This window comes from Dactylosporangium cerinum (assembly GCF_042653625.1).
Classification (GTDB): domain Bacteria; phylum Actinomycetota; class Actinomycetes; order Mycobacteriales; family Micromonosporaceae; genus Dactylosporangium; species Dactylosporangium cerinum.
Map to the genome: position 1 here is coordinate 933,582 of NZ_JBHSIU010000130.1, position 12,327 is coordinate 945,908.

Genomic DNA, 12,327 nt, shown 5'->3' on the forward strand with positions numbered 1-12,327 from the left:
CCTTCGGCCGGCCGTCACGCGGCCTTCACGAAGTACTGTGCGCCCGATCCGTTGCAGTCCCAGATCTGCAGTCGCGCGCCGTCCGCTGTCGAGCCTGAGGGGGAGTCCAGGCACCTGTTGGAGTTCGGGTTGCGCAACCGGTTCCCTTCCTGGACCCAGCCCTGTGCGCCGCTGCCGTTGCAGTCCCAGAGCTGCACCTTCGTGCCGTTGGCCGTGCCCGCGCCGGTGACGTCGAGGCACCGGCCCAACGTCCGCAGGGTCTGGCCGTCCCAGCTCCACTGCTGGTCCTTCGACACAGAAGGCCCCTGGCACGTCCACAGCTGCACGGCCGCGCCATTGCCGCCCGTGTCGTTTCCGGCCACGTCCACGCACTTGCCGCCCGGCCCGTTGATCTGCGTCGCGGGTCCGCCCGGCGTCGTGCCCCCGTCCTGGTAGTAGCGCACGTAGTCGATCGATGCGGTGAGCGGGAACTGGCCCTGCACGGGGTTCTGTCCGGGGTACGTGCCGCCCAGCGCCAGGTTGAAGATGACGTGGAACGGCTTGCGGAACTCCTCCAGGGTCGCCGGTGTCGTGTCGATCACGTGCGTTTGCACACCGTCGATGTACCAGCGGATCTGCGCGGCCGTCCACTCGATCGCATAGACGTGGAAGGCCGCGGCGTTGTTGACGGCGGGGTTCGCGACGTAGTTGGCGTTCTGACCCGCTGTCCACGGGAACACGCCGGTCCGGAGATCCCAGAAGATGTTGTTCGTCACGGTCGCGTTCGCGTTCGCGTGTTCCATGATGTCGACCTCGCCGCAACTGGCCCAGTTGGTGGGCAGGCGGTCGTAGTAGGTCTGCGCCGGGTTGTAGGCGCTCGTGGACGTCTCGTCGCACGAGTCACCGAGCATCCAGAAAGCCGGCCACGAGCCGGTGGCGGTCGGGAGCGCCATGCGCGCCTCGATGCGGCCGTACTGGAAGGACCTCTTCGTGTCCGTCGTCATGCGGCACGACGTCTGGTAGAAGTTGCGGCCGTTGACCGTGATGGGCGTCGTGAGCCAGTTGGCGCGCATCACGAGGTTGCCGCCGGACTGCGTGCAGTTCTCGGGGCGGTACCACTCCCACTCGCCGTTGCCCCAGCCGTCGAAAGCATTGAGGCCGGGGTTGAGGCCGTTGCCGACGTTGTAGTTCCAGTTGGCGCTGCTGGGCGCGCCGGACCCGTTGAACTCGTCGGCCCACACGAGGTTCCACGCGGCGTGTGCGGGCTGCTGCTGGACGACCGCGCTGCCGACGAGTGCAGCGGCGGCTGCGGTGAGGAGGACCATGAGGCGCCGGAGGCTGCGTGACAGCGCTCGGTCCGTAGCGCGACCACGGGGCATGCGGGGTGTGCGTTCTTGTTGGATCTCCACAGCGATTGTGCCCTTCTCGAGCAGGGGCAGAGATGGAGCGATTGGCGGAAATGCCTGTTCGAGCCCCCACGTGGCGGACGTGAGAGCGCTCTCAGCATGGTGCTTGACTGGAAACCTTGTTGTCAACAACCTGCCATGCCCAGGCAACGAATTCACGCAAGAGACGACAAATACGAACGATTCGAGGCGTCCTAGCACGTGCCGGGTCGCGCGGCTGGCGAGGGAGCACTGATCCGCCGGCGGCCATGATCAATGCAGTGGCGCCACGCGGGCCGCAGGATGCCGATCACTTCAGACACATCAACGGTGTCGGGCGAGTGAATCTGATCTTCGCCGCCACGACACGATACGACGAGGCGAACCGCGCATACTTCGCCACCTTCATCAGCCTGCGGCACCAGCAGCTCCTCGATGCGATCCCGGAACTCGAGGACGTTCGGACCGTGGGAGTACTGCTCACGCTGCGCTCCGATAGCCGCAGACTTTGGGACACGGCAATGGCGGCAACCCAAGGGAACCAGGGCTTCACCCCCGAGGATCGGACGGAGCTCGAGGGCATCTGGCCTTCGCCCTACGACCGGTGAAAAACCGTGTAGGCACTCAAGCCTGCAACGCGCCACCCACAGTTCGGGCATTGCTGATGCTGCTCGGGGCGCAGTCGAAGCGGGAGGTGTTGCGGGCGCGTTCGCGTGCCCTGGCTGCGATGCGGGCGCAGATCCGTGACGAGGGCCGGTTCCTCGGCGGCCGTCCGGCTCGTGGACGCCGGCCCGCATCCGAACCCGATGCATGCGAAGTGGGGCCGGCGTCTGCAGCGGTACGACGTCGATCCAGCCACCGCGCCGACAGTGCGACGGATCTTCGCCGAGCGGCTGCGAGGCAGCAGCGTGTCGCGGATCGCTGCGATGCTGAACGCGGACGGGGTGCCGTGCCCGTCGCAGGCCGATCCGGGCCGGAACCGTCACCGGTCCGCGGATGGGTGGCATTGACGACGGTGCAGGCGATCCTGGCGAACGTGAAGTACACCGGGCGGCAGGTCTGGAACCGGCAGCCCGCGCATCACACGCCGGCGCATCTGCCGGGACCGTTCAAGACGCAGCGGTGGGCCAAGACGAGCGAGTGGGTGATGTCCAAACAGTTGGCTCATGCGGCGTTGGTGTCGGAGGCGGACTTCATCGCGGCGCAGGAGATCACTGCGTTGCCTGTCCCGGCGTGTGGCGGTGTCCGGAGATATCAGCTGGTCGGCCTGCTGCGATGCGGACTGTGCCGCCGACGGATGGAATATTGCTGGTCGCATGGGCGCCCGGCGTACCGCTGCCAGCACGGTCATTCCAGCGCGCGGCCACGAGGCGAAGGGTTCGCACACATGGTGGGTATCAGATCTGGAACAAGCGGCGCACTGACGAAATTCTGGTCGACGTTGACGACGTCGCACTGGGGCATACAAGCATCGGTCGCTGGAATGATCCGGCGGCGTGGAACCGCTCGGACGAACCGTCACATACGGCGCTTGTTGACGAGGACACATTCCAGCAGGTGCAGGATGAGCAGCGCCGGGCAGCGCCCGTCAGCCGAGCGCGTCGGCGATGGGCGTGTCCGCGGGCATGGTCACGACCAGCTTCCGGTTGGCGAACTCCTTGAAGCCGATGGAGGACAGCTCCCGTCCGTACCCGGACAGTTTGATGCCGCCGAAGGGCAGGTGCGGCTCGGACGACGTCGGGTGGTTGATCCACACCATCCCGCTGTCGATCCGGCGTGCGACCGACCGGGCCCGCGCCAGATCGCTGCCGAACACGGCCCCGCCGAGGCCGTAGGGCGAGTCGTTGGCGACCGCGACCGCGTCGTCGTCGCTGTCCACCTGATGCACGACGGCGACCGGACCGAACAGTTCCTCGTGGAAGGCGCGCATCGCCGGGGTGACACCGACGAGGATTGTGGGTTGCATGAATGCGCCGGGGCGATCGACCCGCCCGCCACCGACGACCGCGATGGCACCCTTGTCGAGGGCATCGAGGACCTGGTCCGACAACTTCTCGGCGGCCCGCTCCGAGGACAGCGGCGCCAGCGTGGTGGCCTCGTCGGCGGGGTCACCGGGCTGCATCGCGCGCATACGCTGGGCGAGCGCGGTCACGAACCGGTCGAACGCGCCGGATATCACGATCATCCGTTTCGCGCTCACGCAGCTCTGCCCCATGTTGTGCAGGCGCCCCGCCATGGCCGCATCGACGGTGTGCTCGAGATGGTCGGCGTCGAGCACCACGAACGGATCGCTGCCGCCCAGTTCCAGGACGCTCTTCTTCATGCTGCGCCCGGCGGCGGCCCCGACGCTGGCGCCGCCGTGCTCGCTGCCGGTCAGCGACGCGCCACGCACGACGTCGAGTTCCACGACGCGATCGACCTCGGAGCCGGTGATCAGCAGGTTGGTGTACACCCCCTGCGGTATCCCCGCGTCGGCGAACAGCCGCTGCATGGCAAGCGCCGACTGCGGGGTGTTGCTCGCGTGCTTGAGCAGGATCGTGTTGCCCAGCACCAGATTCGGTCCGGCGAACCGCACCACCTGGTACACCGGGAAGTTCCACGGCTGGGCGCCCACGATCACGCCCAGGGGATCGTTCACGACGGCGGCCGACCCGCCGTCGAGCTCCAACGGCTCGTTGGCGAGCAGCCCGGGCCCCTCGTCGGCACAGTACTGCAGGATTCTGGCGGACAGGTCCATCTCGGCGCGGCTGTGCCCGATGAGCTTGCCCATTTCCAGCGTCACCAGCTGGGCCAGCTCCTCGCCGCGTTCGCGGAGTAGTCGTGCGGCCCGGCCGAGCAGGCCAGCCCGTTCGTCGACGCCGACCTGGCGCCAGGACTGGAATGCGTGGTGCGCGTGCTGTGCCGCGTCGTCGACGGCCTCCCGGCTCATCGGCGGGAACTCACGGACGAGCTGGTTGTTGTAGGGGTTGACGGTGGCGATCGGGCTGTGTCGGACAGCGGAGGACGTGGACATGGGTACTCCCTCGCGCAACGAGTCGGAGGACCAGGATTGCTACCCTGCGAGCACCGCCTGAACCCGCCCGGGGGTTTGCCCGCCGGGCCCGAGGACTTCGCCGACCTGGACCGCGCGTTCCCGCCGCCGGACGGCCCGCTCCGCTTGAGGTGCCCTGACCCACGGTCACCGCACCGAGAGTCTCGTGACGAGCACCCGGGCCGGTGCATGACGGCCATGACTGCGGGTAGGCCCCGCGGATGAGCGGTGCAGTCGTCGTCTGCTCGCACTGCGGGCGCAGGAACCGCGTCCCCGGCGCGTCCCCAGGCGTCCCGCGGTGCGGCAACTGTCATCAGCCCCTGCCGTGGATCGCCGACGCGACCGACACCACGTTCGCCGCGGTGGCCGAGCAGTCGGCGCTCCCTGTGATCGTCGACCTGTGGGCGACCTGGTGCGGGCCGTGCCGCATGGTCACTCCCGCCCTGGAGCAGGTCGCCCGGGAGCTCGCCGGCACCGTGAAGCTCGTCAAGGTCGACGTGGACGCCGCTCCGACGCTGTCCCGCCGCTTCGACGTGAAGGCGGTGCCGACACTGCTGGTCATGCACGACGGGAAGGTCCTTGCGCGCAAGTCCGGCGCCGCGCCCGCGCCGGCGTTGCGGCAATGGGCCGAGGCGACCCTTGCGGGCGTCCGCTGATCACCCCGGCGCCGCCGGCGAACACATCAGCGGACCCGAGGCCGGGCAGCCCGCGGTGATCGTCGGGCTGGTCGCGTCGCCCGGACCGGCCGCGGACCTGGCCGGCCAGGTCGTCGACCAACTGCCGGACATGCTCGCCAGAAGCTCGCCGGGCGTCGCGTGGACCGTTCGCGTCATCATCGACCGGCTCGTCGACCGCCCGGCCGACCTCACACAGCTGATCGACGCCGCCCGCCGCCGCATGCTGCATGGGGGCTGGCAGCTCACGGTGTGCTTGACCGACCTGCCGTTGCAGACGTCCCGGCGGCCGGTTGTCGCGCATGCCAGCGCCACCCATTCGGTCGCGGTACTGTCCGTTCCGGCCCTCGGCCCGATCGCGGTCGCCAGCCGCGCGCGTGAGACGACCGTCCGGCTCGTGACCGCACTGCTCGCCGGTGACGACGAGCACATCGCCCGCCAGTTCGGTGGCCCGGTACGGGCCGACCACGGCGGTATCGGCCTGGTCGCCGGCGTGGTGACCGGAAATCTGCGGCTGTTGCTTGGCATGCTGCGCGCCAACCGGCCGTGGCGGCTGACGATCGGGCTGTCGAGGGCGCTCGTCGCGGCCATCGCCGCCGAAGTTTTCGCACTGGTCACCAGCGACATCTGGCGGCTCGCGGTGGGATACAGCCAGATGCGGCTGGTCCTGCTCAGCGCCGGTGCGGTGCTCGCCGTCGTGGTGACCATCGTCGTGGGCGCCTCGTTGTGGGAACGCGCACCGCCGGGCGCGGCGCGCAGGTCGCCCGCAGGGCAACAGGTGATCCTGTTCAACATGGTCACCCTGCTGACGGTGGTGATCGGCGTGCTCGCCCTGTATCTGGCGCTGTTCGTACTGGCGCTCTGCGGCGTCCTGCTGCTGGTGCCCGAGGCCGGCCTGACCGACGCGCTCGGCCGTCCGGCCGGCACCGGTGATTTTCTGGCCATCGCCTGGTTGGCGTGCTCGGTGGCCACGATCGGCGGTGCACTCGGCGCCGGCCTGGAGAGCGACGAGTCGGTCCGGGAGGCGGCGTACCTCTACCAGCCGGACGAGGTCATCGACGAGCGCCAGAGCTGAGCGGGCCGTGCCGTCCGCGGGAAGTGCCGAGATGTCGGCCGCTGTCGGGTTCGATCTGCTCGGCATATAGTCCGAGCGGCCCGGCGAAGGACAGCAACTTGCAGCACAGCCGTGGCCGCATTCCGCCTCGCCGATCTCCACCAACGCCGATACCAGCCAGAACGAGCGCACCGCGAACGTGCCCTCCTCGCCTGTGAAGCCGTCGTCGGTGGACTCGGTGCGGTACCGCAGCACGAGGTCGTTGACGGCGAGGTCGTCGGCGATGGCCAGCACGGCAGCCCGGACCCGCCGGTCGTCCGGCGGAAGGAAGCGGACCAGCGGCACCAGCTGCTGGAGGCGGGTGCGGTCCGCGTGTACGACCACCCGCGTGCGCTGTTGGAGGCAGGCGACGACGCGCTCAGCCGTTGACGTGCCGGCATGCGCGACCAGATCGCGGGTAGCACCCGACAACTCGACAGCACAGGAGGTACCGGGATGCCGGTGGTGGCTATTGATCGGTTTGAGCGCTTCTTCCGGGCGGCGGCGAGCCTGGACGTGGACAAGAACGACCTCAAACGCTACGGAGACTTCGTCGATGAGAAGGTTTATGACCTGCTGCTGATCGCGCAGGCGACGGCGAAGGCGAACGGTCGCGACGTCATCGCGGCTCACGACGTACCGGTGACGAAGGGCCTGCAGGAGTGCATCCATGAGTTCCGGAAGCTGAACGAGGAGATTGACCTGCGCCCCGTCCTGGACACGCTCACCGCCCGGCCGCCGTTGGACCTGGCACTCGGCGACGACGCCGAGCGAAGGCTGCCGGACATCGTCGGTGGCCTGAGCGTCGCGCTCGCACGTACGTTCAAGATCATGGACCCGGAACTGAAGAACCCGCGGACCGCACACTGGGAACGCGCACTGCGGACATTCAACCTTCTGCTCTGAGGGTGATGAACCAACCGGCTACCTTGACCACCGGCGGGAGCATCGCCCGTGGCGTCGGCACGTTTGCGTCGGCAGCTGCCGGGCAGGCCTGGAGTTGACCCGAATGATCGGAACGTCATCTGCAGGAGGGGCCATGCGGCGTACCGAGATCGTTCACGACGTTGCGAACGAAGCAGGCCTCCGCACGGGGTCGGCGGCGGAAGCTGTCGATGCCACCATGCTCGCGCTGCTGGAGTGTGTGCGTACTTCAGCAGCGTGAGCGGAACTGTGTGCTCGCCTGCCTGCCCTGCAACGCTCTGCCGTGCCCAGCGGCTCCGACGGTGAGGCGGACAATGCCCGCGCGCTCGTGCGCCGCGTCGGGGAGCTCTTACGCCAGCCGCCCGAACGCGCGTCGGAGATCGAATCGACGCTCGAACGCCCGCGGTTCGCCTGACCCTTCGCCTCGCCCGGCAGGTCAGTTCAGCGTCCACCAGGTGGGTAGTGCGCGGTCATGAAAGCTGTCGTTTATGAGGGACCGCGCAGCGTCGCGGTCAAGGACGTGCCGGACCCGCGCATCGAGCACCCACAGGATGTGCTGGTTCGGATCACCACCACCAACATCTGCGGTTCGGACCTGCACATGTTCGAGGGCCGCACCGACATGGAGACCGGTCGGATCCTCGGCCACGAGAACCTCGGCGAGGTCGTCGAGGTGGGCGCGGGCGTCGACAAGGTCCGCGTCGGTGACATGGTGTGCCTGCCGTTCAACATCTCCTGCGGGCACTGCGCGAACTGCGAGCACGGCCTCACCGCGTTCTGCCTGCGGGCGAACCCGGACCCGGACATGGCCGGCGCTGCGTACGGCTTCGCCGGCATGGGCCCGTACAACGGCGGTCAGGCCGAGATGCTGCGGGTTCCCTTCGCGGACTTCAACTGCCTCGTGCTGCCGGAGAACGCCCGCGACCTGGACCGGCAGCGCGACTACGTGATGCTGGCCGACATCTTCCCGACCGGCTGGCACGCGACACAGCTTGCCTGCGTGCAGCCCGGCGACTCGGTGGTGATCTACGGCGCCGGCCCGGTGGGCCAGATGGCCGCCCTCTCCGCGACGATCAAGAACGCCGCCAAGATCATGGTGGTCGATCATCATCAGGACCGCCTGGAGCTCGCCGCGAAGATCGGTGCGATCCCGATCGACGCCTCCAAGGAGTCCGTGGCCGACCGGGTGATGGAGGAGACGAACGGCGTCGGCGCTGACCGCGGCTGTGAGTGCGTCGGCTATCAGGCCCACGACCCGTCCGGGCGGGAGCATCCGGAGATGACGGTGAACGCCCTCGTGCAGACGGTCAAGTTCGCCGGCACGATCGGCGTCGTCGGCGTCTACACACCCAAGGACCCCGGCAGCCCAGATCACCTGTACCAGGAGGGGAGGGTCGCCTTCGACTACGGCACGTTCTGGACCAAGGGTCAGACAATGGCCACCGGGCAGTGCAACGTCAAGGCGTACAACAGGGCGCTGCTCAACCTCATCGAGCAGGACAAGGCGCGGCCGTCGTACGTCGTGTCGCACGAGCTGCCGCTGCACCGGGCCCCGGAGGGCTACGAGCATTTCGACATGCGTGAGCGCGGCTGGACCAAGGTGATCATGCACCCGGACCTCTGACGCGGGACGAGGGGTTTGCGGGCGACGCTTCGGGTAGCTCGTGTCCCTGCTATGGGGTGGTGGATGTGAACACGCTGGTCGAGACTCCGGACCGCGATGGCGGTTACCCGCGCCTGGATGACGCCCAGATCGAGGCCCTGTCCGCGGAGGGCCGTCGTCACCAGACGCAGACTGGCGAGGTACTCATCCGGGAAGGCGAGGAGCACTACGACTTCTTCGTGGTGCTCGCCGGCAAGGTGGCCGACATCGACGGGTTCGGCGGCGACGAACGGGTCATCGGCGTGCACGGCCCCAAGCGGTTTCTGGGGGAGCTGAGCCTGATCACCGGCCAGGCGGCCTTCTGCACCTCACAGGTGCGCGAGCCCGGCGAGGTCCTCAGGGTGCCGGTCGACCGTCTCAAGGCCGTTGTCGCGCAGGACTCCACCCTGGGCGACCTGATTCTGAAGGCGTACCTGAGCCGCCGGTCCCTGCTCATCGGCCGCGGCGCCGGGCTGCGGATCATCGGATCCCGCTTCTCGCCCGACAACCGGCGGCTGCGCGAGTTCGCCGCTCGCAACCGCATCCCCTACCAGTGGGTCGACCTGGAGAGGGATCAGGACGCCGAGACGCTGCTGCGCGGGCTGCACGTGCGACCGGAGCAGACCCCGGTGGTGATCTGCTCGTCCGGGCAGGTGCTGCGGAACCCGAGCAACGCGGAGCTGGCGCAGGTGGTGGGCCTGCCCGCACCCGGACCTGGCGTCACGGTGTGCGACCTCGCCGTCGTCGGGGCGGGCCCGGCAGGCCTCGCCGCCGCCGTCTATGGCGCGTCGGAGGGTCTGGTGACGGTCGCCCTCGACGAGTTCGCCACCGGCGGTCAGGCCGGCCGATCGTCGCGGATCGAGAACTATCCCGGCTTTCCTGCCGGGGTCTCCGGCGGGGAACTGGCCGAGCGGGCGGTCGTGCAGGCGAAGAAGTTCGGAGCCACGTTCAGTGTGCCTGCTCGGGCGTGCGGGCTGCAGGAACGGGAAGGCAACTACGTCATCGAGCTCGACAACGGCGGTGAGGTCACGGCGCGGACCGTCCTGATCGCGACCGGTGCCCGGTACCGCAAGCTCGACGTTGCGCGGTTCGAAGAGTTCGAAGCGAGCAGCGTGTACTACGCGGCGACCCTGTCGGAGGCCTTGTTCTGCCGCGACGACCCGGTCGCGGTCGTGGGCGGTGGGAACTCGGCGGGCCAGGCGGCGCTGTTCCTGTCGAGGCACACGCGGGTCGTGCACCTGCTGGCCCGCTGCAGGGACCTCGGCGAGACCATGTCGCGCTACCTGGTTGATCGGATCGAGGCGACACCGGGCATCGAGACGCACCTGCGCACCGAGGTGCGTGAGCTGCTGGGCGGTGACACCCTCGAACGGCTCGTGGTCCAGGACGATCGCACCGGGCAGCGCCAGGAGATTCCCGCCCGTGCGCTGTTCGTTTTCATCGGCGCGCGGCCGTCTACCGATTGGCTGGCCGGTCAGATCGCCACCGACGAGGACGGCTTCATCCTCACCGGCCCGGACGGCGACGCGCCGGGTCCGCAGGGACGGCCTCTGCTGCAGACGAGCCTGCCCGGCGTGTTCGCCGCCGGTGACGTGCGCAGCGGGTCGATCAAGCGAGTCACCTCCGCCGTCGGCGAAGGCGCCACGGCAGTGCAACTGGTGTGGAAGCACCTGCAAAGCACCGGCCGCGCTGCCGGCGACGCGGCGGCAACCCTCACGTAGTCGTCGGCACCCGCGCTTCCCGCTGTCGTGTTGCAGGTTGGGATTGCCGCCCACATCACTTCCATCGGGTGGTTCCGCGCCGGTGAGGACGAAGAACCGTTGACCGTGGTCCGACGGAAGGAGCAGAAAAGGAGCAGAACCCGAGCAGCAGCACGGAAGGAGCAGACATGAGTACCGCAACCTTCACGCGCGCAGACGCCGACATCGAGCGGGACGTGACCGAGGAACTGCGGTGGGATTCCAGCCTGCAGCCCAACGCCATAGCGGTCGGGGTACACGACGGCGTGGTGACATTGGCCGGATGGGTCGACAGCTACCCGAAGAGGCTGGCCGCCGAGCGTGCGGTGCACCGGATCCGCGGGGTGAAGGCGGTCGCCAACGACATCGAGGTCCGGTTGCCGATCGCGGCGCAACTGCCGGACTCCGAGATCGCCGCGTCAGCCGTCCGCGCCTTGGAATGGGACGCGTTCATCCCGATCGAGCACGTTGAGGTGACGGTATCCAAAGGCTGGGTCACGCTGCGCGGCGAGGTCGAATGGGAGCATCAGCGTAAGGCCGCGCAACGCGCCGTGGACAAGCTGCCCGGTGTGCGCGGAGTGACCAATCTCCTCTCGGTACGTCCGCGTCCGCGGGTCCAGCCGTCGCCGAAAGACCTGCGCGCGCGGATCGAGGAGGCGCTGGTACGCAGCGCCGAAACCGACGCCGAGCACGTGAACGTCGACGTGCAGAACGACAAGGTCGTGCTCACCGGTCAGGTCCGTTCGTGGGCCGAGCGGGAGGAGGCCGAACGGGTCGCCTGGTCGGCGCCAGGCGTGACCGCCGTCGAGAACCGCATCGTCATCGCTCCGTGAGGTAGATCGCCGCGGCCGCGGTCGTGGCCCGCGATGCGGACCGCGACTCATCGAGTTCGGCGAGGTCGGTGATGCCTGACGACGTGCGTCGAAGCACCGACCGGCAGTCGTCCGGGCCAGGGAAGTGGATCCACCTGGGTCCAGGCCGCGAATGGGGCAACGCCAGAATTCGCGCTCGGAAAGGAAACCGATCACGATGACACTCGCACCCTTCTCGTCCCGGCAGCGCCGCGGCGGGCTGCTGGCTGGCACGCCGGCGTACCGCTGGGACCCACGCCGCGAGGTGGACGAGCTCAACAGCAGGTTCGGTCAACTCATCCAGTCGCTCATCAGCGGTGAAGCCGGGATCGGCGGATCGGCCGGCTGGTCGCCGCCGGTCGACGTCGAGGAGACCGAGGACGCCTATGTCGTGGACGTCGACCTGCCCAACGTGAACCCGGAGGACGTCAATCTCGAGATGCGTGGCGAGGAGCTGCGGATCTCCGGCGCGTTCGAGGAGCGCCGCCGCGGTGGCGTCGTACGCCGCCAGGGGCGTCAGACCGGCGAGTTCGAGTACATGATCGACCTGCCCAGCGACATCGACAGCGATCAGGTGCAGGCCGCCTACAGCAACGGCGTGCTCACCGTCACGGTCCCCAAGGCCAGGAACGCGCAGCCGCGCCGGATCGAGATCCAGGCGCAGGGCGATCAGCAGGGCCAGCAGCAGGCGGGCCAGCAGCAGGCGGGCCAGCAGCAGGCGGGCCGGTCGGCCGCTGGCCAGCAGGCGGCGCAGCCCGGCACCCAGCAGTCCGGCTCGCAGCAGTCCGACGACCCGCAGCGAGGCGGGCAGAAGTCAGGTAAGCGGAGCTGACCGGGACCGTACCGCCGACGTGCATCGAAATGGTGTGTAGGCACGGCGCGAGGGCACCCCGGCCGACGTGGCGCGACGTCACGCAGCTGGGGTGCTCACGCTCGCTGCGGCGGTCCGAGGCGCTCGCCGGCGACCTCGGACCGCCGCAGCGAGCCGTACTCGTGCGGCGGATGGATC

The 12,327-nt window shown here is 68.8% G+C and carries 12 protein-coding genes and 1 pseudogene; 11 read left to right on the forward strand and 2 right to left on the reverse strand.

Annotated features, from left to right (window positions below):
• Window positions 1-14: 14 nt before the first annotated feature.
• Window positions 15-1,304, reverse strand: a complete 1,290-nt coding sequence (locus tag ACFPIJ_RS62070; protein ID WP_380128945.1) for a ricin-type beta-trefoil lectin domain protein — start codon at window positions 1,302-1,304, stop codon at window positions 15-17.
• 329 nt (window positions 1,305-1,633) lie between these two features.
• Here ACFPIJ_RS62070 and ACFPIJ_RS62075 point away from each other — a divergent pair, with 329 nt between their 5' ends.
• The 3 genes and pseudogenes from ACFPIJ_RS62075 to ACFPIJ_RS62085 all read left to right on the forward strand — a co-directional run.
• Window positions 1,634-1,972 carry a hypothetical protein gene (locus tag ACFPIJ_RS62075; RefSeq protein WP_380128946.1) on the forward strand — a complete coding sequence of 113 codons (339 nt, stop codon included), beginning with the start codon at window positions 1,634-1,636 and terminating at the stop codon, window positions 1,970-1,972.
• 198 nt (window positions 1,973-2,170) lie between these two features.
• On the forward strand, window positions 2,171-2,374 hold the full coding sequence (locus tag ACFPIJ_RS62080; protein ID WP_380129002.1) for a recombinase family protein: 204 nt from the start codon (window positions 2,171-2,173) through the stop codon (window positions 2,372-2,374).
• 5 nt (window positions 2,375-2,379) lie between these two features.
• Window positions 2,380-2,565, forward strand: a pseudogene (locus ACFPIJ_RS62085) (recombinase family protein); the annotation flags it as partial.
• A 387-nt stretch (window positions 2,566-2,952) separates the two neighbouring features.
• On the opposite strand, the gene ACFPIJ_RS62090 reads toward ACFPIJ_RS62085, so the two are convergent.
• A complete protein-coding gene (locus ACFPIJ_RS62090; protein WP_380128947.1) occupies window positions 2,953-4,377 on the reverse strand; it encodes an NAD-dependent succinate-semialdehyde dehydrogenase in 1,425 nt (474 codons plus the stop codon).
• A 239-nt stretch (window positions 4,378-4,616) separates the two neighbouring features.
• On the opposite strand from ACFPIJ_RS62090, the gene trxA reads away from it, so the two are divergent.
• From trxA to ACFPIJ_RS62130, 8 genes are all read left to right on the forward strand, one after another.
• Window positions 4,617-5,051, forward strand: a complete 435-nt coding sequence (gene trxA, locus ACFPIJ_RS62095) for a thioredoxin (protein WP_380128948.1) — start codon at window positions 4,617-4,619, stop codon at window positions 5,049-5,051.
• Window positions 5,035-6,144 carry a hypothetical protein gene (locus ACFPIJ_RS62100; RefSeq protein ID WP_380128949.1) on the forward strand — a complete coding sequence of 370 codons (1,110 nt, stop codon included), beginning with the start codon at window positions 5,035-5,037 and terminating at the stop codon, window positions 6,142-6,144. The genes trxA and ACFPIJ_RS62100 overlap by 17 nt, the downstream gene beginning before the upstream one ends.
• 111 nt (window positions 6,145-6,255) lie before the next feature.
• Entirely contained in the window at window positions 6,256-6,552 is a 297-nt protein-coding gene (locus ACFPIJ_RS62105; RefSeq protein WP_380128950.1) for a hypothetical protein, read from the forward strand.
• A 9-nt stretch (window positions 6,553-6,561) separates the two neighbouring features.
• On the forward strand, window positions 6,562-7,068 hold the full coding sequence (locus tag ACFPIJ_RS62110; RefSeq protein WP_380128951.1) for a DUF1931 family protein: 507 nt from the start codon (window positions 6,562-6,564) through the stop codon (window positions 7,066-7,068).
• A 490-nt stretch (window positions 7,069-7,558) separates the two neighbouring features.
• Window positions 7,559-8,710, forward strand: a complete 1,152-nt coding sequence (locus ACFPIJ_RS62115; protein WP_380128952.1) for a glutathione-independent formaldehyde dehydrogenase — start codon at window positions 7,559-7,561, stop codon at window positions 8,708-8,710.
• 65 nt (window positions 8,711-8,775) lie between these two features.
• Window positions 8,776-10,449 (forward strand): FAD-dependent oxidoreductase, encoded by a 1,674-nt coding sequence (locus tag ACFPIJ_RS62120; protein WP_380128953.1) that lies wholly within the window; start codon window positions 8,776-8,778, stop codon window positions 10,447-10,449.
• 167 nt (window positions 10,450-10,616) lie between these two features.
• Window positions 10,617-11,300 (forward strand): BON domain-containing protein, encoded by a 684-nt coding sequence (locus ACFPIJ_RS62125; protein ID WP_380128954.1) that lies wholly within the window; start codon window positions 10,617-10,619, stop codon window positions 11,298-11,300.
• A 196-nt stretch (window positions 11,301-11,496) separates the two neighbouring features.
• Window positions 11,497-12,150 carry an Hsp20/alpha crystallin family protein gene (locus ACFPIJ_RS62130; protein ID WP_380128955.1) on the forward strand — a complete coding sequence of 218 codons (654 nt, stop codon included), beginning with the start codon at window positions 11,497-11,499 and terminating at the stop codon, window positions 12,148-12,150.
• Window positions 12,151-12,327 lie beyond the last annotated feature (177 nt).

Bases quoted from the DNA above. Each gene is read 5' to 3' on its own strand.
- ACFPIJ_RS62075 (WP_380128946.1), top strand. From the start codon at position 1,634: ATGATCAATGCAGTGGCGCCACGCGGGCCGCAGGATGCCGATCACTTC.
- trxA (WP_380128948.1), top strand. From the start codon at position 4,617: ATGAGCGGTGCAGTCGTCGTCTGCTCGCACTGCGGGCGCAGGAACCGC.
- ACFPIJ_RS62090 (WP_380128947.1), bottom strand. From the start codon at position 4,377: ATGTCCACGTCCTCCGCTGTCCGACACAGCCCGATCGCCACCGTCAAC.
- ACFPIJ_RS62115 (WP_380128952.1), top strand. From the start codon at position 7,559: ATGAAAGCTGTCGTTTATGAGGGACCGCGCAGCGTCGCGGTCAAGGAC.
- ACFPIJ_RS62110 (WP_380128951.1), top strand. From the start codon at position 6,562: ATGCGCGACCAGATCGCGGGTAGCACCCGACAACTCGACAGCACAGGA.
- ACFPIJ_RS62125 (WP_380128954.1), top strand. From the start codon at position 10,617: ATGAGTACCGCAACCTTCACGCGCGCAGACGCCGACATCGAGCGGGAC.
- ACFPIJ_RS62070 (WP_380128945.1), bottom strand. From the start codon at position 1,304: ATGGTCCTCCTCACCGCAGCCGCCGCTGCACTCGTCGGCAGCGCGGTC.
- ACFPIJ_RS62130 (WP_380128955.1), top strand. From the start codon at position 11,497: ATGACACTCGCACCCTTCTCGTCCCGGCAGCGCCGCGGCGGGCTGCTG.
- ACFPIJ_RS62080 (WP_380129002.1), top strand. From the start codon at position 2,171: ATGCATGCGAAGTGGGGCCGGCGTCTGCAGCGGTACGACGTCGATCCA.